The 23678-nt window shown below is 68.9% G+C and carries 20 protein-coding genes; 13 read left to right on the plus strand and 7 right to left on the minus strand.

The window, feature by feature from the left end; genetic code table 11:
- Positions 1–132 precede the first annotated feature (132 nt).
- A complete protein-coding gene (locus ACWELQ_RS07445; protein ID WP_452396188.1) occupies positions 133–1032 on the minus strand; it encodes a hypothetical protein in 900 nt (299 codons plus the stop codon).
- 145 nt (positions 1033–1177) lie between these two features.
- On the opposite strand from ACWELQ_RS07445, the gene ACWELQ_RS07450 reads away from it, so the two are divergent.
- Entirely contained in the window at positions 1178–1612 is a 435-nt protein-coding gene (locus tag ACWELQ_RS07450; protein ID WP_452396189.1) for an SRPBCC family protein, read from the plus strand.
- Here ACWELQ_RS07450 and ACWELQ_RS07455 read toward each other — a convergent pair.
- Together ACWELQ_RS07455 and ACWELQ_RS07460 are read right to left on the minus strand one after the other, a co-directional pair.
- Positions 1609–1956: a VOC family protein gene (locus ACWELQ_RS07455; protein WP_452396190.1), complete on the minus strand. Its 348-nt coding sequence runs from the start codon at positions 1954–1956 to the stop codon at positions 1609–1611. The two genes, ACWELQ_RS07450 and ACWELQ_RS07455, sit on opposite strands and share 4 nt — an antisense overlap.
- Before the next feature lie 13 nt (positions 1957–1969).
- On the minus strand, positions 1970–2773 hold the full coding sequence (locus tag ACWELQ_RS07460) for a MerR family transcriptional regulator (protein WP_452396191.1): 804 nt from the start codon (positions 2771–2773) through the stop codon (positions 1970–1972).
- A gap of 101 nt (positions 2774–2874) precedes the next feature.
- Here ACWELQ_RS07460 and ACWELQ_RS07465 point away from each other — a divergent pair, with 101 nt between their 5' ends.
- The gene (locus tag ACWELQ_RS07465; protein WP_452396192.1) at positions 2875–3207 is read left to right on the plus strand and encodes a YbaB/EbfC family nucleoid-associated protein; all 333 of its coding nucleotides are present in this window, start codon (positions 2875–2877) and stop codon (positions 3205–3207) included.
- Positions 3208–3220: 13 nt separating this feature from the next.
- Positions 3221–3829, plus strand: coding sequence for a recombination mediator RecR (gene recR, locus ACWELQ_RS07470; protein ID WP_452396193.1), 609 nt, complete (start codon positions 3221–3223; stop codon positions 3827–3829).
- Positions 3830–3882: 53 nt separating this feature from the next.
- Here the strand turns inward: recR and ACWELQ_RS07475 are convergent, their stop codons facing one another.
- On the minus strand, positions 3883–4041 hold the full coding sequence (locus ACWELQ_RS07475) for a hypothetical protein (protein WP_379354922.1): 159 nt from the start codon (positions 4039–4041) through the stop codon (positions 3883–3885).
- Between the two features lie 119 nt (positions 4042–4160).
- Positions 4161–4802: a hypothetical protein gene (locus ACWELQ_RS07480; protein WP_452396194.1), complete on the minus strand. Its 642-nt coding sequence runs from the start codon at positions 4800–4802 to the stop codon at positions 4161–4163.
- A 364-nt stretch (positions 4803–5166) separates the two neighbouring features.
- Here ACWELQ_RS07480 and ACWELQ_RS07485 point away from each other — a divergent pair, with 364 nt between their 5' ends.
- From ACWELQ_RS07485 to ACWELQ_RS07510, 6 genes are all read left to right on the plus strand, one after another.
- Positions 5167–8847, plus strand: a complete 3681-nt coding sequence (locus tag ACWELQ_RS07485) for a transglutaminase family protein (RefSeq protein WP_452396195.1) — start codon at positions 5167–5169, stop codon at positions 8845–8847.
- A 23-nt stretch (positions 8848–8870) separates the two neighbouring features.
- On the plus strand, positions 8871–11660 hold the full coding sequence (locus ACWELQ_RS07490; protein ID WP_452396196.1) for a circularly permuted type 2 ATP-grasp protein: 2790 nt from the start codon (positions 8871–8873) through the stop codon (positions 11658–11660).
- 3 nt (positions 11661–11663) lie between these two features.
- Positions 11664–12548, plus strand: a complete 885-nt coding sequence (locus ACWELQ_RS07495) for a transglutaminase family protein (protein WP_452396197.1) — start codon at positions 11664–11666, stop codon at positions 12546–12548.
- Between the two features lie 3 nt (positions 12549–12551).
- Positions 12552–13517, plus strand: coding sequence for a zinc-binding metallopeptidase family protein (locus ACWELQ_RS07500; protein ID WP_452396198.1), 966 nt, complete (start codon positions 12552–12554; stop codon positions 13515–13517).
- A gap of 199 nt (positions 13518–13716) precedes the next feature.
- The gene (gene leuA, locus ACWELQ_RS07505) at positions 13717–15519 is read left to right on the plus strand and encodes a 2-isopropylmalate synthase (protein WP_452396199.1); all 1803 of its coding nucleotides are present in this window, start codon (positions 13717–13719) and stop codon (positions 15517–15519) included.
- A 139-nt stretch (positions 15520–15658) separates the two neighbouring features.
- The gene (locus ACWELQ_RS07510) at positions 15659–17467 is read left to right on the plus strand and encodes a MinD/ParA family ATP-binding protein (RefSeq protein WP_452396200.1); all 1809 of its coding nucleotides are present in this window, start codon (positions 15659–15661) and stop codon (positions 17465–17467) included.
- A gap of 57 nt (positions 17468–17524) precedes the next feature.
- Here the strand turns inward: ACWELQ_RS07510 and ACWELQ_RS07515 are convergent, their stop codons facing one another.
- Entirely contained in the window at positions 17525–18505 is a 981-nt protein-coding gene (locus ACWELQ_RS07515; RefSeq protein ID WP_452396201.1) for an LLM class F420-dependent oxidoreductase, read from the minus strand.
- 54 nt (positions 18506–18559) lie between these two features.
- The gene (locus ACWELQ_RS07520) at positions 18560–19456 is read right to left on the minus strand and encodes a LysR family transcriptional regulator (protein ID WP_452396205.1); all 897 of its coding nucleotides are present in this window, start codon (positions 19454–19456) and stop codon (positions 18560–18562) included.
- Positions 19457–19636: 180 nt separating this feature from the next.
- Between ACWELQ_RS07520 and ACWELQ_RS07525 the strand changes: the two genes are divergently transcribed.
- The 4 genes from ACWELQ_RS07525 to ACWELQ_RS07540 form a co-directional block, all read left to right on the plus strand.
- Positions 19637–20605, plus strand: a complete 969-nt coding sequence (locus ACWELQ_RS07525; RefSeq protein ID WP_452396202.1) for an EamA family transporter — start codon at positions 19637–19639, stop codon at positions 20603–20605.
- A gap of 126 nt (positions 20606–20731) precedes the next feature.
- A complete protein-coding gene (locus ACWELQ_RS07530) occupies positions 20732–22495 on the plus strand; it encodes a hydroxysqualene dehydroxylase (RefSeq protein WP_452396203.1) in 1764 nt (587 codons plus the stop codon).
- Between the two features lie 64 nt (positions 22496–22559).
- Positions 22560–23180, plus strand: coding sequence for a pyridoxamine 5'-phosphate oxidase family protein (locus tag ACWELQ_RS07535; protein ID WP_452396204.1), 621 nt, complete (start codon positions 22560–22562; stop codon positions 23178–23180).
- A gap of 37 nt (positions 23181–23217) precedes the next feature.
- A partial coding sequence (locus tag ACWELQ_RS07540; RefSeq protein ID WP_452396206.1) for a Mur ligase family protein occupies positions 23218–23678 on the plus strand: 461 nt, incomplete at its 3' end.

Consider the following 23678-nt stretch of genomic DNA (forward strand, 5'->3'; position numbering starts at 1 on the left):
GGCGACCCTGTTGTGCCTGGAGTTCTGCCGCAGCCACGAGGTCCGGGTGCCCATGCGCAAGTTCGTGCTCACCGGCCTGGTGCTGGGCGTGGCCGCGACCGCCGCCGCCACCGCGGGCCTGCTGCTCACCGGCTAGAACGTCAGCACCGGCCGCAGCGCGTATTCCACGATCTCGGTGACATCCTCGTCGGTGTACATGACGGGCAGGCCCAGTCCCAGCTGATCCAGCAGGCGGCGCGTCTGCACGATGGTCGGCTCGGCGGGCGGCCGCAGCTCGGTGTCGCGGCCCAGCGGGATCTGCCTGCCCTGTTTGAAGCTCACCGCCAATTCCCGTGCCAGATCGGAGTATTGGGTCTTGCCGTGCTCGAACAGCAGCGCGGGCGTGTTGGAGCCGCGCTGGTTCACGATGACGATCTCGTCGGACATGTCCCACCGGTAGGTGGTCAACGCCGCCGACAGGGCCAGCTCGACGCTGAGGAATTCCGACTGCTGGCGGTACCACGCGCATGCCAGCACGCTGCCGTAGGACTGTTTGCGGATCCGGTCCGCCGTCCACGGCCGCCCGTTCGCGTCTCCGCCGGGTTGCAGCGAATTGCGGTACAGCGCCTCGGCCTGGCAGAGCTGCTCATTGCCCGGATCCAGAATCTCCACCTGCAGATTCATCAGCTGATGTTCGGCGCGGGCCCGGTCGAGGAAGAACGGCAGCGTGCTCACCCGCAGCGAGGTTCCGGTGCCGCCCTTGTAGATCCAGCGATTGGTGGTGCGCCGGGCGCGTGCCTGCGCCTGGTCGACCTCGGCCCCGTAGAGCAGCCGCACCGCCGCCGTCTCTTGCACCAGCCGGGTGACGCGATTGCGGTCGCGCAGAATCGTCACCGCCAGCAGGCTCAGCACCAACAGGACCGCCCCGCTCACCACGTTCGAGTTCGCGTTGACCTTGTCCAGGACCTCCAACAGGATCACCGTGACCGCGATGACCAGCGTTACGACCCCGTCGATATTGAGCCGGAGCCACGTGGCGAACCGCATCATCATGGCGTCCTCCCCCCGTAATGCACCCCAGGATAAGTGCCCGACCCGACATGCCGCAGCGAACCGGGCGACCCGGATCCGGCGTAGCATGACCGAGCGGTAACAGGGCAGAAGTGCCGGTCAGCCCGGAATCAGTAAGGAGCACATGGTGGGACAGGTCAGCGCCTCCAGTTCGATCGTCGTCGCGGCGGATCCGAAGCGCACCCTCGACGCGATCGCCGACTACGAGACAGTCCGGCCGAAGATCCTCTCCTCGCACTACCGCGACTACAAGGTGGTCGAGGGCGGGCAGGGTGCGGGCACGGTCGCGGAGTGGACGCTGCAGGCCACCGAGTCCCGGCAGCGCAATGTGCGCGCCGCGATCTCGGTCTCCGATTCCATGGTGACCGAACGGGATTCGAACTCCTCGATGGTCACCGCCTGGACGGTGACCCCGCAGGGCGCGGGCTCGCTGGTCACCGTGCGCACCACCTGGAAGGGCGCCGGCGGCATCGGCGGCATCTTCGAGGGCATCTTCGCACCGCTCGGCCTGAAGAAGATCCAGGCCGAGGTGCTCGAGAACCTGAAGAAGGAACTCGCTTAATCCTGCGCGATATCGAAGAGGTTGCCCTCCGGGTCGCTGAGCGTCGCCCACTTCACGCCGTATTCGTCGAAGTCCGCGATGTGCTTGGCCCCCAGGGCGACCGCCTTCGCGATCTCCGCCGGTTGATCCGGCGAATGCAGATCCAGGTGCACGACATTCTTGCCCGGGTTCTTGTCGGGCACCCCGATGAACATGAATGTCGGTGTGGCGGCGTCATTGTCGATGGTCGCGAAGTGCTCGTTGGCGCCCGCGTCGACCGGGCGCTCGAACAGTTGCGCGTAGAACCCCGCCAGTTCGGCGGCATTGTGGCAGTCGAAGGTGATATTGCCGAGGGACAGTGCCATGGTGCTCTCCTTTTCAGAGCCGGCCGATCGGCCAGCAGACTTCGGTGCGGTAATCGGCCGGTTCGGCGTCGCCGGGACCGACCAGGTAGAGCTCGCGAACGGGTTCGGCGAGCGCGGAATCGTGTTCGGCCACATGGCTGCCCAGGGCGCCGTAGGTGCGGTCGAATTCGGTGAACGGGCCCGCGTGCACGGTGATGGCGAAGCGGCGGGCCGGTAGGTCGAGAACGGAATCGAACAGTTCTCGGTGCCGGGCTTCGATGGGCACGAAGGTGACCACCTCGCCGCGGTCGTACTCGAAGAACTCGGGCGCGTAGGTCGCGCCCCCGGGCCCGGCGGGCGCGAGACCGGCGGCCCCGATCCGCTCGTAGAGCGTCCCGAAGCTGTACTCGCACCACTGATCGCAATCCTCCCGCGCCACTTCGGAAGTCATCGCCAGCACGGGATGGCTTGCGATGGAACGGTATTCGACGCTGATCCCGGCCGACGGCAGCAGCAGCGCCTTGAGCGAGGCCACCACGTCGCGGGTCCGCACCAGCTCCGCCTCCATGCGTTCCAGGTGCACGCGGATGGCCTCATCGCGCGCCGTCTGATCCGGTGCCGCCATGACCGCCTTGATCTCCGGCAGCGGCATGTTCAGCTCCCGCAGCCTTTTGATCAGATGCGCCTGGTCCACCTGCGCGGTCGAATAGAACCGGTAGCCGGTGCCCGGATCGATCGTGACCGGCTCCAGCAGTTCGATCTCGTGGTAGTAGCGCAGCGTCTTGATGGTCAGGTAGGTGAGCCGGGAGAACTCGCCGATGGGAACCGTCGCTGTCATGCCCTAAGCGAACACCCTCCAGCGAGGGGAGAGTCAAGAGGTGCGGCGCGCGTCGGCGACTAGGCTGGGGAGCGATCACCATCCCCCAGGAAGGACGCGCCGTGCAGCCCGGTGAAGGTTTCGACATGCAGGCCTTGATGGCCCAGGCCCAGCAGATGCAGCAGGCGGTCATGGCCGCGCAGCAGGAGATCGCCGAATCCGAGGTCGAGGGCGAGGCGGGCGGCGGCTTGGTGCGCGCCCGGATCAAGGCCACCGGTGAGGTGCTGGCGCTGACCATCGACCCGAAGGTGGTCGACCCGGACGACATCGAGAGCCTGCAGGATCTCGTGAACGGCGCGCTCAACAACGCCATGGAGTCCGCGCAGAACCTGGCCGCCGAGCGGCTCGGTCCGCTCGCGGGCGGTTTCGGCGGCGGCGCGCTGCCCGGATTCTGAGCGGGCGGCGTAGGTGTACGAGGGTCCGGTTCAGGATCTCATCGACGAGCTGGGCAAGCTGCCCGGCATCGGCCCGAAGAGCGCGCAGCGCATCGCCTTCCACTTCCTCTCGGTGGAGCCCCCGGAGATCGACCGCTTGCAGGCGGCGCTGCAGAAGGTGCGCGACGGCGTGCGGTTCTGCGCCGTCTGCGGCACGGTCTCCGACGGTGAACTCTGCCGCATCTGCGCCGACCCGCGCCGCGACCGCACCATGATCTGTGTGGTCGAGGAGCCCAAGGATGTGCAGGCGATCGAGCGCACCCGGGAATTCCGCGGCCGCTATCACGTGCTCGGCGGCGCACTCGATCCATTGTCGGGCGTCGGTCCCGATCAGCTCCGCATTCGGGAACTGCTGACCCGCATCGGAAATCAGGACGACGGCGTCGATGTCACCGAGGTCATCATCGCCACCGACCCGAATACCGAGGGTGAGGCGACGGCCACCTATCTGGTCCGGATGTTGCGAGACTTCCCGGGCCTGAGCGTGACCCGCCTGGCCAGTGGTCTGCCGATGGGCGGCGACTTGGAATTCGCCGACGAATTGACCCTGGGCCGCGCACTTTCCGGCCGCAGAGCGCTCTAGTCGGGCGCTTCTGGGGTTCAGGGGTGAAACCCCTGAGAGTTACCGAGAGTTGGTCAAGTCCAGGTCGGCGGTGCGGGGAGCGCCGCCGGCTGGGGGCATGGAATGTGCTGCACATTCCTGGGGATATCCGCGCCCGCGCCGCTGGCGTGCAATGCCACCGCGATCGCGAAGGTGGCCGCCAATCCGGCCACGACCGCCAACCCTTTACGCATGGTTCCTGCGCTCAATGTCGGGCGTAGCTTCATAACTGAACATTAGCTTTCCTGCACGCACGTAGCCTTCATTGCGAGGGCGGGCGAGCCGAAATTGAAATCTCTCTGTTATTCGAGGCTCAGAACGTGAGCTGTTGCCATTCGAGTGCGGTGAAGCCCGAACGATCTCCGGTCGCCCATCCCCAGATTAGATCGGCGACAATTCGCGGATCGGTTGCGGTGGCGGCGAAATGCTTATCGGCCGATCCATCGCGGTATTCGAGGTCGTAATGCCCGTCCGGATGCCGATAGGTCTGGATGTAGACCTGATCGCCGGTTTCCACGATCAGATAGGGACCGGGCTGTCCCAGATCGGGAATCCATTCGTCGACGAGTTGCCTTGTCAGGTACGGAAATTCCCCCGCGCCGCCATGGGTGACGGCCGCGGTCACCGACTCCGCCGGATCGCTGAGCCAGGCCAGCTGCGGATCCCACACCGCGTAGCCGCGCGGCGTGCCCAGCTCGAACAGCAGGCCGCGGGTGTGCCCGATGGCGTCGTAGGGCGTGGACACGAACAGCGCCGCGCCCAGCACGCCGTCGGCCGCCGGTGCGCCCAGGAAACTGTCGATCTCCGACAGCTCCGCATTGCGCTTGTCCAGCTCGGCCGCGATCTCGGCGACGCCCGCGTCGGCCGGTCGGCCTTCCTGCGCGGTCAGATAGTCGTCCACCCCGTCGGGGGACGCGGCGGCACCGGAGGGCAGCAGAACCAGGTCGTAGCTCACCCGGCCAGGCTAGTGGTTAGCCGGTCCGGTCCAGCCGACCGGTCCGTAGCTCCGGTGCGGCGCAGTCACAACCGCCCGCCACATCCGAGCAATCGGCCACGAACAGGTGCCGGGCCCGGGCGGTGTCGAAACACTCGGATTCGGTGCATTCCACCGAGCCCGCGGCGTGCACGATCAAACTCCCGTGGCAGTGATCGAGGGCCGATTCACACAGAGCGCATCCATTCGGTTGCACCGCTGCCTCCTTCACGCGTCGTTACGGTGATATCACCCCCGTGCGACAACTGTGGGAGCTCACCGCGTGTCGTCCGATCTGTCGGAAAAACGCCCGCGTGGCAGGCCCTCGTCGTGGTGAACTGGAGAGATGGGGATCAAGGTTTCCCTCGAGCATCGCACCACCTATTCCTTCGACCATCCCGTGCGCGTCCATCCGCACGTGGTCCGGCTACGCCCCGCCCCGCACACGCGCACCACCATCGAGGCGTACTCGCTGCGGGTGAGCCCGGGGAACCACTGGGTGAACTGGCAGCAGGACGCGTTCGGGAACTTCCTGGCGCGCTTGATCTTCCACGAGCCCACGCCGGAACTGTCCATCACGGTCGGCTTGATCGCCGATATGGACGCCATCAATCCGTTCGACTTCTTCGTCGAGGAGCAGGCCGAGCACTTCCCGTTCGGCTACTCGCTGCAACTGCTCGCCGATCTGGAGCCGTACCTGCGTCCGGTGGACGAGGGCGAAGACGGTTCCGGCCCAGGCGAATTGGTGCTCGACTGGGTGCGCCGCCACACCCCTGACGATCGGCCGCGCACCATCGAATTCCTGATCGCGGTGAATCAGGCGCTGCGCCAGGACGTCGCCTACACCATCCGCATGGAACCGGGCGTGCAGACGCCCGACCACACGCTGCGCACCGCCCTGGGATCGTGCCGGGATTCGGCCTGGCTGCTGGTGTCCATCCTGCGGGAATTCGGGCTGGCCGCGCGCTTCGTCTCCGGCTACCTCATCCAATTGGCCCAGGACGTGCCGTCACTGGACGGGCCGTCCGGTCCGCCCGCCGACTTCACCGACCTGCACGCCTGGACCGAGGTGTACCTGCCCGGCGCGGGCTGGGTGGGCCTGGACCCCACCTCGGGCCTGTTCGCCGGTGAGGGCCACATCCCGCTGGCCGCCACCCCGCATCCGGTGTCCTCGGCCGCGATCACCGGATCCACCGACCCGGTCATCTCCACCCTCGACTTCTCCAATACGGTGCGCCGCATCCACGAGGATCCGCGAGTCACGCTGCCCTACACCCATTCCCAGTGGGAGCGGATCCGCGCGGTGGGCGCGGCGGTGGACGCCCGCACCGAGGCGGCCGGGATCGAACTGACCGTCGGCGGTGAGCCCACCTTCGTCTCCCTCGACGATCAGACCGGCCCGGAGTGGACCACCGAGGCCGACGGCCCGCACAAGCGCGAACGCGCCGCCGACCTGGCCGAACGCCTGCGTCGCATCTACGCGCCGAACGGTCTGGTGCAATACCGGCAGGGCAAGTGGTATCCGGGAGAACCCTTGCCGCGCTGGGAGATCGCGATGCTGTGGCGCGACGACGGCGAACCGTTGTGGCGGCACCCGGAACTGCTGACCCACCCGTGGTCGACCGACCCCGACCCGGCCGCCGATCCCGCGGACGGCCTGGCGACCGACACCACCGCGGCCGACGGGATAGCGGCGGACGACGCTGCGACGCAAGGTAATGGCAGCACGCGGTGGCGCGAGAACGGAGTTCAGGGCCGCCGCATCGATGGCCCATCGATCCGCGGCGCGGGCAATCGGACAGGACCGCGCGGTGCGGGCGACGGTCTGGCACCGCGTGGTGCGGGCAATGGGGACGGTGGGGCGACCCCGCCTGGTACCGACGACGGCGTAATGCTGCGCGGTGCGATGGCGGGTGGTGGCGGGGCGAGGTCCGCCGTGTCCGGGTCGGTGACCCCGGTGACGGATCCGCCGCAAGGTATGGACGCGCGGGCCGCACGCGCGGTAATCGCCCATATCGCAGCCGGTCTGGGTCTTCCGGAGGAACAGGTTCGGCCGGTGTACGAGGATCCGTTGCTGCGGATGGCCGCCAAAGCCGCTGTGCCGCACGGCGAACCGGTCCGGCCGGAGGATGATCTCGCTGTCGGCGGGGATTCGCTGTCGGCGCGCCGGAATCTGCTGGCGCGGTTGGACAGTCCGGTCGACGAGCCCGCCGCCTACGTGCTGTCGCTGTACCGCCGCGACGACGAGGCCGGCTGGGCGAGCGCGGATTGGCGACTGCGCCGGGGTCGAATCATGTTGACGGAGGGTGATTCTCCGGCGGGATTGCGCTTGCCGCTGGGATCGATCACCTGGAACGCGCCGCCACCGCGCCCGGAGGCGGACCCGTTCGCGCCGCGCCGGCCGCTGAGCGCGGACGAACCGCCCGCGGTGGTGGAGTCCGCCGAGCGCGCCCCGATCACCGCCGTGGTGGCCGAGGTGCGCGACGGCCGTCTGTTCGTATTCCTGCCGCCCATCGGAGAATTCGGCGCCTACTGCGATCTGGTGCGCCGGGTCGAGGAGGCGGTGGTCGCCCTCGGGCGGCCCGTCGTGCTGGAGGGCTATCCGCCGCCCGCCGACGGCAGGCTGCACAGCCTGTCCGTCGCCCCCGATCCGGGCGTGATCGAGGTGAACGTCCAGCCCACCACGGGTTTCGCTGAGCAGTCGGAGCTGCTGGACACCCTCTACGAGCAGGCTCGACTGGCCCGGTTGAGCACCGAGTCCTTCGATGTGGACGGCACCGACCGGGGCACCGGCGGCGGCAATCACATCACGCTGGGCGGCGCGACCCCGGCGCGTTCACCGCTGCTGCGACGGCCGGATCTGCTGGTCTCGATGCTGACCTACTGGCAGCGGCATCCGGCGCTGTCGTATCTGTTCTCCGGTCGCTTCGTGGGCCCGACGTCGCAGGCTCCGCGCGTCGACGAGGGACGCGAAGACGCCCTGTACGAGTTGGAGATCGCCTTCGCCGAGATCGCCAGCCTCGGCCGGGCCGCCGATCCGGACGAACCCGTCGCCCCGCCCTGGGCAGTGGATCGAGCCCTGCGTCATCTGCTCACCGATCTCACCGGCAATACCCATCGCGCCGAGTTCTGCATCGACAAGCTCTTCAGTCCCGACTCGGTGCGCGGCCGCCTGGGCCTGGTCGAGTTGCGCGGGTTCGAGATGCCGCCGCACTTCCGCATGGCCATGGTGCAGTCGCTGCTGGTGCGCGCGCTGGTGCTGCGCTTCTGGGAGCACCCGTACACCGCGCCGCTCATTCGGCACGGCGCGAATCTGCACGGCCGATATCTGCTGCCGCATTTCCTGCAGGCCGATATCGCCGAGGTCGCGGCGGACCTGCGGGCGCACGGCATCGAATTCGATACCAGCTGGCTGGATCCGTTCTCCGAGTTCCGTTTTCCGCGCTTCGGCACGGTGGTACTCGGTGATATGGAAATCGAACTGCGCGGGGCGATCGAACCGTGGAACACCCTCGGCGAGCAGACCACCGCCGCCGGGACCGCCCGCTACGTCGACTCCTCGGTGGAGCGCCTCCAGGTCCGGGTGACCGGCGCCGACCGGGACCGCTACGTGGTGACCTGCAACGGTTTTCCGCTGCCGCTGGTGGCGGCGGGCCGGGCGGACGTGCAGGTGGCGGGCGTGCGCTACCGGGCCTGGCAGCCGCCGGAATCCCTGCATCCGACGATCACCGTCGACGCGCCCCTGGTCTTCGATGTGATCGAGCTCGAGACCGGGCTGTCGCGCGGCGGCTGCACCTATCACGTGAGCCATCCCGGCGGCATGTTCTACGCCGGGCCACCGGTGAATTCGGTAGTGGCGCAATCGCGGCGCAATCGTCGCTTCGAATCCACCGGCCATACCCCGGGCCCGGTGGATATCGCGGATTTGCGTGCCAAAATGGCTATACAGGCGACAGACATCGGTGCACCCGGGATACTCGATCTGCGCAGGGCGCGGACCGTGTGGGGCATCGTCGGCGATCGATAGGCATACCCGGGGAAGTGGTAGCGGTGACAGTGCTCGACGCGGTGCCGCCCGGGGACGCACGTCGTGAAGTGCTCGGTGAATTCGCGAATTACCGTGCCGCCGCGGCGGACACCGGTGCGCGGGACGCCTGCGGCATCCCGACCGGCGGCTACTACGACGAACTCGTCGATCGTGACGGCCGCCTGCGCGCCATGTGGGCCGACCTGTCCGCCGACTTCCTCTACCAGGGCCGCGCCGGCCTGCACCGCATCGACGACCGGGTCCGCCGCCTCATCGAGGACGACGGCATCACCTACACCGAACTGACCGCCGACGCGGAGCCCGCCAACCCGTCGCCGTGGCGGCTGGATCCGATCCCGCTGCTGCTGTCCGACACCGACTGGGCCGCGCTGGAATCCGGTGTGGTGCAACGCTCCCGGCTGCTGGACGCGCTGCTCACCGACATCTACGGCCCGCGCCGCACCCTCGTGGAGGGCCTGCTGCCGCCGCAGTTGGTGTTCGGCCATCGCGGGTATGTGCGTGCGGCACACGGTATCTCGCTGCCGGGTCGCCACCAGCTGTTCCTGCACGCCTGCGATGTGAGCCGCTGGAGCGACGGCGGTTTCCGGGTGCTCGCCGACTGGGCGCAGGCCCCCTCCGGCGCGGGCTACGCGCTCGCCGACCGCCGCGTGGTCTCCGCCGCCATTCCCGAGGCCTTCGAACTGGCCAGCCCGCGTCCGCTCACCCCGTTCGTGCGGGCCATGCGCCTGATGCTCATCGAGGCCGCCCCGCAGGCCGCCGACGAGGAGCCGGTGGTGGTGGTGCTGAGCCCGGGCGTGCACTCCGAAACCGCCTTCGACCAGGCGTATCTGGCCTCGGTACTGGGTTTCCCGCTGGTCGAGAGCGCCGACCTGGTGGTGCGGGACGGGCACTTGTGGATGCGCTCGCTGGGCACCCTGAAACGGGTGGACGTGGTGCTGCGCCGAGTGGACGCCGAATTCTCCGATCCGCTGGACCTGCGGCCGGATTCGCGGCTGGGCGTGGTCGGGCTGGTGGAGGTGCTGCGGCGCGGCGCGGTCACGGTGGTCAACACGCTGGGCAGCGGGCTGCTGGAGAATCCCGCCCTGGCCGCGTTCCTGCCGCGGCTGTCGCGGCGGCTGCTGGACCAGGAGCTCAGCTTGCCGGGCATCGAATCCTATTGGGGTGGGGACGATTCCGAACGCTCCCATCTGAGCGCCAACCTGCACCGGCTGGTCCTGCGTTCCGCGGTCGACGACACCACCGTCTTCGGGCCACTGCTCACCGCCGTGCAGCGCGCGCAGTGGCGGGCCCGCATCGAGGCCGAGGGCTGGAAGTGGGTCGGCCAGGACCCGGCCCGATTCTCGGTCGCCCCGGCCGTGGACGCCGCCGGGGGACTGGCGGCCGCGCCCGTCGCGGTCCGGCTGTTCTCGCTGGCCGGTCGCGTCGGCTACCGGGTCATGCAGGGCGGTTTGGGGCAACTGCATCAGCGCGGCGGACCCGACGGCATGATCGGGGAGGCCGCCGCCAAGGACGTCTGGGTGCGGGCCGTGCCCGCCACCGTCCCGGCCGTGCCCGCGGTCGAGGCGCCCGAGGACCGGGAGCGTCGCGCCGCCGCGCTCACCCCCGTGGACGTGGTCAGTTCGCCGCGCGTGCTCAACGACCTATTCTGGCTGGGCCGCTACGGTGAGCGCGCCGAGGTGACGGTGCGGCTGCTCAGCGCCATCCACGACCGGCATCAGGACTACCGGTACCGGCCGTGGATGGAGGGCGCGGAGGCCATGCCGATCCTCATGGCCGCCCTGGGCCGCATGACGGGCGCGCCCCTGCCCGAGCCGAAGAAGAGTGTGGCGCAACGGGAATCGGCGGAGCGGCGACGCACCCGGCGACGTCAGGCGCAGAACCAATCGCAGTCCCAATCACAGTCCCAATCGCAATCGCAGTCCCCATCGCAGTCCACGCGTCGCCGCGAGTACTCCGACGAGCCGACCGTCCCGATCGCCCTGCCCGGCGCGTCCCGCCGCGACCACGACTACCTGGTCGCACTGACCGTGGACCGCGAACTCGCCGGTTCCGTCGCCTATTCCGTGGAGCGCTACGCCAAAGTCGCACGCGCGGTGCGCGATCAGCTCTCACCCGACACCTGGATGGTGCTGGGAGCCATCGACCGTGCCCTGGCCGAATACCGCGGCGGGCGCGGCGATCGCGGGGCGGCCCTGTCGGCCGTGCACTCCAAGTCGCTGTCGGGGCTGCTGGCGCTCACCGGTATCGACGCCGAGTCCACGGTGCGCGACACCGGCTGGCACGTCATGGATATCGGCCGCCGCCTCGAACGCGCGCTGGCGCTCTCGGCCCTGCTCACCTCGGCCCTCACCGACACCTACCCGCCCGAGGTCGGCCGGGTGGTGACCGACGCCGTGCTGGCCGCCACCGTCTCCGCGGTGAGTTATCGCCGCCGCCACCGGGATTCGGTCCGCATCGCCGCGGTGGCCGGGCTGCTGCTGTTCGACGAGCACAATCCGCGCTCACTGGCCTATCAGCTGGACCGTCTGGAGAACGACTTCCTGGCCCTGCCCGGAGCCTCGGGATCCTCACGGCCGCAACGGCTCCTGGCCGACGCCCAGCGCATGCTGCGCCGCGTCGACCCGGCCGACCTGGAGGCCACCGACGCGGCTGGTCACCGCACCGACCTGGCCGATCTGCTCGACGGCGTGCACTTGCGGCTGCGCAAGCTCTCGGAATCCTTCGAGGCCACCCGCCTCGCGGTGCCGCGTGACATCCAGCCGCTGTGGGGCTCCACCAGGGTGGTGGGATAGCTCATGCGGCGGCTCCGGGTGCTGCACCGCACCGTCTACGTGTATTCGGACGTGGTCAACAGCTCGTACGGCCGGGCGTATCTCACGCCGCGCGAGTTCCCGGGCCAGCGTCTGCTCTCGCACGACATCCACGTCGACCCGGTCCCTTCGGACCGCTCGGTCGGCACCGACGTGTACGGCAACACCACCTTCTACTTCCATGTCACCGCCGAACACCGTCGCCTCGAGGTGACCGGCGAATCCCTCGTCGAGATCACGCCCCCGGCCGCCCCCGACGACCAGCCCGCCTGGGAACAAGCGCGCCCCACCAGCCGGAACGGCCCGCTCGCAGTCGAATTCACCCTGGACCTGACACCACCGGAGATCATCCCCGAGGTCGTCGAGTACGCGGCGGAGACCTTCACCCCCGGCCGCCCCCTGCTCGACGCGGTCAAGGAACTGACCGCGCGCATCAACACCGACTTCACCTACGAATCCGGGTCCACCACCGTCAGCACCCGCGTCGCCGACGTGTTCGCCGAACGCCGCGGCGTCTGCCAGGACTTCGCCCGCCTCGCTCTGGCCTGCCTGCGCTCGCACGGCCTGGCCGCCCGCTACGTCTCCGGCTACCTCGCCACCGACCCGCCGCCCGGCAAGGAACGCATGGTCGGCGCGGACGCCACCCACGCCTGGGCTGCCGTCTGGCTCCCCGGCGGCGGCACCGCCGCCGACCCGGGCCACTGGATCGGGTTCGACCCCACCAACAATCAGTTCGTCGACGACCGCTACGTCACCGTCGGCTGGGGCCGCGACTACGCCGACGTCCCGCCGCTGCGCGGCATCATCTACACCGACGCCAAGGAATCCACCATCACGGTGTCCGTGGACGTCGCCCCGGTGGAGGAGTGACCCATGCGCGATTTCGCCTGCCCTCGCTGCGGTCAGCGGCTGACCTTCGAGAACACCGTCTGCCTGAGCTGCGGCGGCGCGCTCGGCTTCGACCTCGACGCGCGGGCCCTGCTGCTCGTCGAACCGGATAAGCAGGCCATGTGCGCGAATCAGTACCTGGCGCAGTGCAACTGGCTGGTCCCCGCGCCACCCGACGGCGCCGAACCCGGCCTGTGCGAATCCTGCCGTCTCACCCGTCGCCGCCCGGCCGCCCCGGAAGGCAAGTGGCTCACCGCCTTCGGCGAGGCCGAGGCCGCCAAACGCCGCCTGGTCCTCGAACTCACCGAACTGGGCCTGCCCCTGACCGGGCTCGCCTTCGATCTGCTCTCCAGCGCCGAGGACCCGGTCATCACCGGCCACGCCGACGGCGTCATCACCCTCGACCTCGCCGAGGGCGACGACCTGCACCGCGAACGCCTGCGCCTGGAGATGGACGAGCCCTACCGCACCCTGCTCGGCCACTTCCGCCACGAGATCGGCCACTACTACTTCGAGGTCCTCGTCACCGACCTGGACCGTTTCCGCGCCCTGTTCGGCGACCCCGCCGCCGACTACCAGCAGGCCCTGGACCGCCACTACGCCGAGGGCGCGCCGCCCGGCTGGGAGAACACCCACGTCTCCTCCTACGCCACCATGCACCCCGCCGAGGACTGGGCCGAAACCTTCGCCCACTACCTGCACATGCGCGACACCCTCGACACCGCGGCCGCCTTCGGATTCGCCCCCGCCGGTGCCACTCTGGAGCGCCCGCCCATCGGCGACGCCGCCTTCGATCGCCTCATCGAGCTGTGGCTCCCCCTGGCCTGGGCTCTCAATATGATGAATCGCGCCATGGGCCACCGGGATTCGTATCCCTTCGTGCTGGCGCCCCCGGTTCTGGACAAAATGCGCTTCATTCACGAACTCTGCGCGTCGGCCGGGCATGGGTGACACACTCTGAATGTGGCTCCCGCCTCCCCACCTTCCGGGCTGCTATTTCGGCCCTGTAAACTCTCGATCATCATGCAGCGGGCTCTTCTCCTCGGCCGCCGCGACGGGTTCTGATCAGGACCGGCTCCCGTCGCGGGGATTTGCCGCGCCGGTCTACCCCACACCTGGGATCCAGCCACACCCTCGGAGATAAATCGCCATGTCACCCGCTGACGCTTTCGTATCCGGTACGCGCACCATCACCGCGCCGTCCAAGCCCGCGCCCGCCGACCAGCCAGCCTGGAACGCGCAGAAGAACTCCTCGATGCCGGTGTTCCGGTACCGCCCGTTCGCCGAAGAGGTAGAGCCGGTCTCCGTGCCCGACCGCACCTGGCCGGACAAGATCATCGATGTCGCGCCCGGCTGGTGTGCCGTGGACCTGCGCGACGGCAACCAGGCGCTGATCGACCCGATGAGCCCCGCCCGCAAGCGTCGCATGTTCGACCTGCTGGTGCGCATGGGCTACAAGGAGATCGAGGTCGGCTTCCCGTCCGCCTCGCAGACCGACTTCGACTTCGTCCGCGAGATCATCGAGGACGGCGCGATTCCGCACGACGTCACCATCCAGGTGCTGACCCAGTCGCGGCCCGAGCTGATCGAGCGCACCTTCGAGGCCTGCGCCGGCGCGAGCAATGTGATCGTGCACTTCTACAACTCGACCTCGATCCTGCAGCGCCGCGTGGTGTTCCGCGCCGACCGCGACGCCGTCAAGAAGATCGCCACCGACGCGGCCACGCTGTGCCTGGAGGTCGAGAAGCGCTACCCGGACACCAACTGGCGCTACGAGTACAGCCCGGAGTCCTACACCGGCACCGAGCTGGACTACGCCCGTGAGGTGTGCGACGCGGTCTCGGAGATCATCCAGCCCACGCCGCAGAAGCCGCTGATCATCAACCTGCCCGCGACCGTGGAGATGGCGACGCCCAACGTCTATGCCGACTCCATCGAGTGGATGCACCGCAACCTGGCCCGGCGCGACTCCATCGTGCTGTCGCTGCACCCGCACAACGACCGCGGCACCGCCGTGGCCGCCGCGGAACTGGGCTACCAGGCCGGCGCCGACCGCATCGAGGGCTGCCTGTTCGGCAATGGCGAGCGCACCGGCAACGTCTGCCTGGTCACGCTGGGCATGAACATGTTCTCCCGCGGCATCGACCCGCAGATCGACTTCTCCAACATCGACGAGATCCGCCGCACGGTCGAGTACTGCAACCAGCTGCCCGTCGCCGAGCGCCACCCCTACGGCGGCGACCTGGTCTACACGGCGTTCTCCGGTTCGCACCAGGACGCCATCAACAAGGGCCTGGACGCCATGAAGGCCGCCGCCGACGCGCAGGGCGCGGATGTCGACGACATCGTGTGGGAGGTCCCGTACCTGCCCATCGACCCGAAGGACGTCGGCCGCACGTACGAGGCTGTGATCCGGGTGAATTCGCAGTCCGGCAAGGGCGGCGTCGCCTACATCATGAAGACCGATCACGGGCTGGTGCTGCCGCGCCGCCTGCAGATCGAGTTCTCGCAGGCCGTGCAGAAGATCACCGACGGCGAGGGCGGCGAGGTCACCCCGAAGGAGATGTGGGACGTCTTCTCGGAGGAGTACCTGACCCCGATCCTGCCGCTGGAGCGCATGCGCCAGAAGGTCACCGCCTCGGAGACCGACGGCGGCGTCGACCACATCGAGGCCGTGGTCAAGGTGAACGGTGTCGAGCAGGCCATCTCCGGTGAGGGCAACGGCCCGCTGGCCGCCTTCGTCGACGCGCTGGCGACCATCGACTACGACGTGCGGGTGCTGGACTACAGCGAGCACGCCATGTCCTCGGGTGACGACGCCCAGGCCGCCGCGTACGTGGAGGTCGCCATCGGCGACCAGGTGACGTGGGGTGTCGGCATCGCCACCTCGATCACCACCGCCTCGCTGCGCGCGGTGGTCTCCGCGGTCAACCGCGCGGCCCGCAAGGCCTGAGTGAAACCGCAGGTAGGAGAGCCCGTCTCGACGTTGTCGAGGCGGGCTCACCGCGTCCGGAGGGCTCGAGAATGCTAGCGTTGGGACGCAATAGCGCCGCCGAGCTCTCTGTTCGAGCTGTCGAGCAGATGGGGGACACGTGACTACGAACGATCAGAATTCGACCTCGAAGCCTGTCAAGGGCGCGGGGGACGCCGACGACCCCGTCAAGGTGGCCGACGTCGAGGCCGAGCAGAACGAGGCGCAGGCGGACGGGCATGCCGAGGTCAAGGGCGCGAACGAGACCGAGGACCAGGCGGCCGGATTCTTCCCGCCGGTACCGGATTCGATGGACCAGACCGTGCATTTGGCCGGTGGCCCCGGCCCGGGTCAGAACCCGTTCGCCGCTCCCGGTGGCCCGTTCTCGGGTCCGGGCGGGCCGGAAGGTTTCAATCCCTTCGCCCAGGGCGGTCCCGGACCGTACGGTCCGCCGGGCTTCCAGGGGCCCGGCGGTTTTCCGCCGCCGGACGCCGGGCAGTTCGCGCCGCCGCCGAATCCCGGTGCGCCGAACGGCTTTCCGCCTCCCGGTGCGCCGCTGGGTGAGGTGGTGGATCAGACCCCCTACGGCGAGATCCGTCAGGAGATCGGCAGCGACGGTATGGTGCGGCGGGTGTTCGCCGAGAACGGCGCGCCGGTCGAGGGCCAGAACCCCATGGAGCCGGGACATTTCGGCGGCCCCGGGCAGCCGGGGCAGTTCGCGCCCGCCAATGATCAGCCGGGCGGGCCGATCTACAGCTGGTCGCCGCCCCCGGCCGCGCCGCCGCAGCAGCAGTCCCAGCCGCAGCCCCAGGTCGGGTTCCAGCCCGGCTGGAATCCGCCGCAGCAGCAGGGTTTTCCGCAGCAGCAGGGCGGATTCGGGCAGCAGCCGGGCTACGGCCAGCAGCAGATGCCGCCGGGGCATTCGGTCAATGACCTGAACCTGTTGAAGCGGGCCAAGCGGGCGCCGCGCAGCGGGTGGCGCCGCGCCGTGCACAAGGCGTCCGGCGGTTCCATCAATCCGGGCGAGTCGGCCGCGGATGTGGTGTACCGGCAGCTGGTGGACCGGGTCAACCAGCCGGTGCGCGGGGACTATCGGATCGCCATCCTGTCGCTCAAGGGCGGCGTCGGAAAGACCACCACCACGGTCGGACTCGGCTCCACCTTCGCCTCGCTGCGCGGTGACCGGGTGATCGCCATCGACGCCAATCCGGACCTCGGGACGCTGGCGCACCGCGTGCCCCGGCAGACCCGCTCCACAGTGCGAAACCTGTTGGAGGACGGGCACATCAGCCGGTACTCGGATGTGCGAGCGCATACCTCGCAGGCCCCGAGTCGACTGGAAGTGCTTGCCTCCGAACAGGATCCGGCGGTTTCCGAGGCGTTCTCGGAGGCCGACTACCGCAAGGCCATCGGCATCCTGCAGCAGTTCTACAACATCATCCTCACCGACTGCGGCACCGGCCTGATGCACTCGGCCATGTCCGGCGTGCTGGATATGGCGAGCTCGCTGGTGCTGGTCACCTCCCCGGCCATCGACGGCGCGCGCAGCGCCTCGGCGACGCTGGACTGGCTCGACCACCACGGCTACCACAAGCTGGTGGAGCGAACCGTGGTGGTGGTCAACGCTTCCCGCAAGGGTTCCTCCACGGTGGACCTGGATCAGCTGCGCAAGCTGTTCCTCGATCGGACCCGCGCGGTGCAGGTGGTGCCGTTCGACGATCACCTGGCCGAGGGCGCGGAGATCGACCTGGAACTGGTCGGCAAGCCGACCCGGCGCGCGCTGCTGGAGCTGGCCGCCATGGTGGCCGACGACTTCGGCTATCACGCTGCCGCGCAAGGATTCCCGCCGCAGGGCTACCCGCAGCAGCAGCCGCCCCCGCAGGGTGGTGGTTACCCGCCGCAGCAGGGTGGTTTCCAGCCGCAGGGCTGACCGAACACCGAAAAGCCCCGCGGTTCAATGGAACCGCGGGGCTTTTCTGGGTTCTGCTCAGCCCTTGACCAGCGGGGCCAGCGCGCGACCGGCGAGCTCGACCGCGCCCGCCTCGTGGCCGTTGGTGACCATATTGACGATGATGCCGTCGATGCCCTGATCGAGCACCCGGGCCTGGATCTGCTCGGCGACCTGGTCCGGCGTGCCGACGAACTGCCGATCGGCGGGCGTATTGCGCAGCGCCTCGGGCGACAGGTCGGTGATGCCGAGGCCGGCCAGCATGTCGGCCTGGGTCTTGCGGGCGCGATCGCCGTCCTCGTCGACGATGACGAAGGCCAGGAAGCTGGTCTCCAGGGTCTTCGGGTCGCGGCCGACCTCGTCCAGCCGGGCGTGCAGGGCCTCGAGTTTGCGCGGCAGCTCGGAGGCATTGCAGATGATGTTGAGGTGGTCGGCGAAGCGCGCCGCCAGCCCGAAGGTCTTCTTCTCACCGCCGCCGCCGAGCAGGATCGGCAGGTCGTCGCGGACTCGCGGCTCGTTCATGGCGTCCTGGGTGCGGTACCACTTGCCGTCGAAGGTGGAGTGCTGCCCGCGCAGCATCGGGGTGATGATCTCGAGCGCCTCCTCCAGCTTCTCGAAACGCTCGGTGAAGGTGCCGAAGTCGTAGCCGTAGGCCTGGTGCTCGAGCTCGAACCAGCCCGCGCCGATGCCCAGCACCGCGCGACCCCGGCTCACCACGTCCAGTGTGGTGACGGTCTTCGCGGTGAGCGCCGGGTTGCGGTAGGTGTTGCCGGTGACCAAGGCGGACAACTGGATTCGCTCGGTCGAGGCGGCCAGCCCGGACAGTGCGGTGTACGCCTCGAGCATCGGCTCCTCGGGCGCGCCCAGCAACGGCAGCTGATAGAAGTGGTCCATCACGAAGGCCGCGTCGAAGCCCGCCGCTTCGGCCTCGCGCGCCTGCGCCACCACCGCCGGGAACAAGTCCCGCGGCGCGACCCCGTAGCTGAAGTTCGGCATCTGATACCCGAGTCGAATGCTCATAGCGCCCACGCTAGAACTTGGAGTGCACTCCAAGTCAACAGCTGATGCGGGTGTTCAACTATTCGTCGCGCGGCGGGCCGCCGCCTGAAAGGCGGCGATGACCATAGCCACGGCGGGGCGCTTGTGGGCGTGGGGCCGGGTGGCCAGATCGTAGACCCGGGCGGCGCGGGCCCCGGCCAGGCGGAGCATGACCAGGTCCGGGTGGCGGACCGCGTAGCGGGGCATGAGGGCGACCGCGTAGCCGGTGGCGACCAGGGACTCGATGACGGCGAACTCGTTGAGCCGCTGTGCGATTCGGGGCTGGACGCCGGTCACGGTCGCGATCGACCGCAGCACGTCGTCGACCGGGAAGCCGGTGCGGACGCTGATCCAGGTTTCGTCGGCGAGCTCGGCGGGCACCACCGCGCCCTGCTTGGCCAGCCGGTGATCCGGGGCGACCACCACATCGATCGGTTCGCGCATCAGCACCCGGGTGTCCACGCGCGGCCCGCCGAGCGCGGGCGCGCGCTCGTCCCGGTGCGTCAGCACCACGTCGTAATCGGCCAGCAACCGCGGCACCTCGCCCGGCACCACGTCCTCGTCGGCGGCCACCACCTCCACGCCGCTGCCCGCCAGCTCCGCGAGCACCCGCGGCAGCAGCAGCGTCGCCCCCGACGGGAACAGTGCCACCCGCACCTGCCCCCGCGGCGACCCGCGATATTCGGCCATCTCCGTGACCGCCCGTTCCATGGCTTCCAGGACTTCGTCGGCCCGCACCACCAACGCCCGCCCGGCATCGGTCAGCCGCACGCGGCGGCCATCCGGTTCCAGCAACGCCACCCCGGCCTCCCGGGCCAGCACCTTGAGTTGCTGTGACACAGCGGACGGCGTCATCGAGAGCGCCTCGGCCACAGCCGCTACCGTCCCGCGATCGGCCAGTTCGCGCAGGACTCGCAGCCGTTCGATCGACATCAGCGGACCGTCGGTCGGGGTCGGCTGGGCCGGTGCGGGTCCCGGGGTGTCGCGGGTGATGCGGCGCGGGGGCGGGATGGAGCTGGGTGTGTCTGGCTGAAGCACAGTTAAGTTGTACTACATAGTTGTTGCAGAATTATTCGATTGTGCTTACCTATTAGCCGACGCAAGAATTTCGGCATGACCAATCGTGATCGACTGTTCGGCCTCGCCGTGGTGGTGTTGTGGGGGCTGAACTTCTTGGCCATCCACATCGGGCTGGAGCACTTCCCGCCGTTCTTCTTCGCGGGGCTGCGGTTCGCGGTGATCGCGATTCCGGTGCTGATCTTCGTGCCGCGGCCGAAGGTGCCGGTGAAGTGGCTGCTGCTCTACGGGCTCGGGTTCGGGATTCTGCAGTTCGCGTTCCTGTTCACGGCCATGCGGGCCGGGATGCCGACCGGGTTGTCCTCGCTGGTGCTGCAGTCCTCCGCACCGTTCACGGTGCTGCTCGGAGCGGTGTTGCTGCGCGAGCGGCTGCGCGGGATCCAGCTGGCGGGCATCGCGGTGGCCGTGCTGGGCATGGGGGTGATCGGCTGGGACCGTTCGCATCACGCCGCGCTGCTGCCGGTGCTGCTCACCTTGGCGGGCGGGCTGGGCTGGGCCTTCGGCAATATCGGATCACGGTTGGCCGCAGCGGAATCCGAGGATCTCAACCCGTTGCATCTGACGCTGTGGATGGCCGTGGTGCCGCCCATCCCGATGTTCGCGCTGTCCGTGCTGACGGAGGGGCCGACCACGGGCTGGAACGATCTGGTCGGGTCCTTCTCGGCGAGCGGTCTGCCCGCACTCGCCGCACTGGCCTACATCGTGCTGCTGGGCACCATCGCTGGTTCGGGCCTGTGGACGTATCTGATGAGCCGTTACCCGGCGGGCACGGTGGCTCCGCTGTCGCTCGCGGTGCCGGTGGTGGGCATCGCCGCCTCGTGGGCGTTCCTGAACGAGACGCCGTCGGCCCTGGCTCTGGTCGGAGCCGTGATCGTCATCGCCGGGGCGTTCACCGCCACCTCCGCGGGCCGGCGGGCCCCCGAAACCGTCCGAACGGTCGAACCCATCCGACCCGCCGAGCCGACACGCCGGATGGAATTCGACCCGAATCTCGCCGAGGTCTAGCCGACCGTCTCGTTTGCCCGGATTCCGGCGAGAATCCGGGCCTTCGGCATGAGAAATTCCACCCCAACCGACCATCTGTCTGCGACAGCTCCCTAGGATGCGGACCAGGCGTGGGAGGTAACGGGTATGGCAGGACAGCGTTTGTCCGTCACGCGGCGGACTGTGCTGCGTGGAGCGGTCGCGGCCGGAGCGATGGGCGCGGTGGCGGCGGGGGCCGCCCGGCCCACCAGCGCCCGGGCCGACACCGGACGTCGGGTGGCCGTGCTGGGCGGTGGTGTCGCCGGTCTCACCGCGGCGCACGAACTGGCCGAACGCGGCTTCGACGTGACCGTCTACGAGCGACGGGCACTGGGCGGCAAGGCCCGCAGCATCGCGGTGCCGGGTACCGGCAAGGACGGCAGGCCCGAGCTCTGGGGCGAGCACGGCTTCCGCTTCTTCCCCGGCTTCTACCGCCACATCCCCGACACCATGCGGCGAATCCCGTTCGCGGGCAATGCCAATGGTGTGTGGGACAACCTGGTCGCGGCCGCCGAGGCGCGGTTCGCGCGCAAGGACGCGGACAGCACGATCATTCCGATGGGCCGGTTCGGGAAGCCCTGGGCCACCCCGGACGACTTCCGCGAGACGGTCGGCTCGGCCATCGCCACCTCGACCAGGATGGGCACCGCCGACGCCACCTACTTCGCGAACCGGCTGCTCGTCTTCAACACCAGCTGCGATGCCCGCCGCTACGGCCACTGGGATCAGGTCTCGTGGCGCGACTACGTGGGAGCGGGCCAGCGCTCCAACGAATTTCGCATGCTGCTCTCGCGCACGCTCACCACGCTGCTGGTGGCCGCGCGGGAGGACAAGGCCAGCACCCTGACCATCGGCACCATGGGCGAGCAGTTCCTGGGCAACCCGCTCGAGGTCGGCAATGACGGTGCGCTGGACCGGCTCTTGAACGGGGCCACCAACGAAGCCTGGATCGACCCGTGGGTCAACCGGCTGAAGGATCTCGGCGTCACCTTCGTCAACGCCGAGGTCCGCGGTCTGGATCTGGACGGTGCGCGGATCTCCGGTGTGCGAGTGGTGGATTCGGCGGGGGCGGCCCAGACGGTCACCGCCGACCATTTCATCAGCGCCATGCCCGTCGAGGTGGCCCGCACCCTCTGGACACCCGAAATCCTGTCGCTGCGACCGGAATTGGCGGGCATGAACCAGCTGACGGTGGACTGGATGACCGGCATCCAGTTCTTCCTGCGCCGGACCAGCGATATCGCGCGCGGCCACGTCGCCTACGTGGATTCCCCGTGGTCGCTGACCTCGATCTCGCAGGGCCAGTTCTGGAACCGCACCCCGATGACCGGGCTCGGCGACGGCACCGTGCAGGACTGCCTGTCGGTCGACATCTCCGACTGGAACACCCCCGGCATGCTCTACGGCAAGACGGCCAAGGAGTGCACCCACGACGAGATCGCGCGCGAGGTATGGGCGCAGCTGAAGGCGCACCTCAACGATCGCACCGACCTGCTGCGCGATGACGACCTGCACTCCTGGTTCCTGGACACCGGGATCGCCTGGGATGCCGGGCAGCGGCGCAATACCAATGCCGACCCGCTGCTGATCAATACCGCGGGCTCGTGGGCGCTGCGCCCGGAATCGCACTCCGACAGCCTCCAGAACCTGTATCTCGCAGGCGATTACGTGCGCACCAATGTGGACCTGGCCACCATGGAGGGCGCGTCCGAGGCGGCCCGCACGGCCGTGAACAAGCTGCTGGACGTGACCGGTTCGGATGCCGCCCGCTGCAAACTGTTCACGCTCTACCGCACCGAGGTGCTCGAACCGTTCCGGCAGCTGGACGTGGCGCGCTACGCGGCCGGTCAGCCGAATATGTTCGACTCCTAGGGAATTCCTCACACCGGCGCAAAATCGCTGGTGCGCACGGGCGCCGGGCGCGTTGAATCGAATCATGAGCGAGATCAGCGACCCGGCCCAGCTGCGCGAACTCTTGGGGGAGCCCGGCCCGCGGGCGGTCAGCAAGGAGCGCGTCGCGCTGCACGCGCGCGACAAACAGTGGATCGCCAACTCCCCGTTCATCGTGCTGTCCACCAGCGACGCCGACGGCAACTGCGACGCCTCGCCCAAGGGCGATCCGGCCGGTTTCGTGAAGGTGCTCGACGACCGCACCCTCGTGATTCCGGAGCGTCCCGGCAACCGCCGCGCCGACGGCTACCTCAACATCCTGTCCAATCCGCATGTGGGCGTGCTGTTCCTGATCCCCACCCGCGGTGAGACGCTGCGCGTCAACGGTCGCGCCCGGCTGCTGGCCGACGCACCGTATTTCGACGACATGGTGGTGAAGGGCCATCGCCCGATCCTGGCCATCGAGATCGCCATCGAGCAGATCTTCTTCCACTGCGCCAAGGCCATGCTGCGTAGCGACCTGTGGAAGCCGGAGCGCTGGGCCGAATTCGATTTCCCGACACAGGCTCGCCTGGTCAAGGAGTTGCAGCCGAGCACCGCGGAATCCGTCGAACAGCTCGAGGACTACTACACCAACCAGTACGAGGCCCTGCTCTACAAGAGCTGAGCTTCCCCAATAAACTCGCGGCGTGGCAGACATTTCGATGCGTGGACAGCTGGCGTTGCGGGCGGCGACGGCCGCGTCGTGGGCCTCCCGGCGGGCCGGGCGCGGCAACGGCTCCATGATCGGCGGGCTGATCGCGCTGAAGATCGATCCGTCGCTGATGGCGCAGCTGGGCCGGGGCAAACGCACGGTGTTGGTCACCGGCACCAACGGCAAGTCCACCACCACCCGCATGACCACGGCGGCGCTGCAGACCCTCGGCCGGGTCGCCACCCAGGCCGACGGCGCGAACATGGACGCGGGCATCGTGGCCGCGCTCACCGCGCACCGCACCGCGCCGCTGGCCGCCATCGAGGTGGACGAGCTGCATCTGCCGCACGTGGCCGACGCGCTCAACCCGTCGGTCGTGGTGCTGCTGAACCTCTCCCGCGACCAGCTCGACCGGGTCGGCGAGATCAATATGATCGAGCGCCGCCTGCGCGAGGGCATGGCCCGGCATCC

This window comes from Nocardia sp. NPDC004722 (assembly GCF_053601505.1).

Bases quoted from the DNA above. Each gene is read 5' to 3' on its own strand.
- ACWELQ_RS07515 (WP_452396201.1), bottom strand. From the start codon at position 18,505: ATGAGCATTCGACTCGGGTATCAGATGCCGAACTTCAGCTACGGGGTC.
- leuA (WP_452396199.1), top strand. From the start codon at position 13,717: ATGTCACCCGCTGACGCTTTCGTATCCGGTACGCGCACCATCACCGCG.
- ACWELQ_RS07475 (WP_379354922.1), bottom strand. From the start codon at position 4,041: ATGCGTAAAGGGTTGGCGGTCGTGGCCGGATTGGCGGCCACCTTCGCG.
- ACWELQ_RS07485 (WP_452396195.1), top strand. From the start codon at position 5,167: ATGGGGATCAAGGTTTCCCTCGAGCATCGCACCACCTATTCCTTCGAC.
- ACWELQ_RS07455 (WP_452396190.1), bottom strand. From the start codon at position 1,956: ATGGCACTGTCCCTCGGCAATATCACCTTCGACTGCCACAATGCCGCC.
- ACWELQ_RS07525 (WP_452396202.1), top strand. From the start codon at position 19,637: ATGACCAATCGTGATCGACTGTTCGGCCTCGCCGTGGTGGTGTTGTGG.
- ACWELQ_RS07500 (WP_452396198.1), top strand. From the start codon at position 12,552: ATGCGCGATTTCGCCTGCCCTCGCTGCGGTCAGCGGCTGACCTTCGAG.
- ACWELQ_RS07530 (WP_452396203.1), top strand. From the start codon at position 20,732: ATGGCAGGACAGCGTTTGTCCGTCACGCGGCGGACTGTGCTGCGTGGA.
- ACWELQ_RS07495 (WP_452396197.1), top strand. From the start codon at position 11,664: ATGCGGCGGCTCCGGGTGCTGCACCGCACCGTCTACGTGTATTCGGAC.
- ACWELQ_RS07460 (WP_452396191.1), bottom strand. From the start codon at position 2,773: ATGACAGCGACGGTTCCCATCGGCGAGTTCTCCCGGCTCACCTACCTG.
- ACWELQ_RS07520 (WP_452396205.1), bottom strand. From the start codon at position 19,456: ATGTCGATCGAACGGCTGCGAGTCCTGCGCGAACTGGCCGATCGCGGG.
- ACWELQ_RS07445 (WP_452396188.1), bottom strand. From the start codon at position 1,032: ATGATGATGCGGTTCGCCACGTGGCTCCGGCTCAATATCGACGGGGTC.
- ACWELQ_RS07535 (WP_452396204.1), top strand. From the start codon at position 22,560: ATGAGCGAGATCAGCGACCCGGCCCAGCTGCGCGAACTCTTGGGGGAG.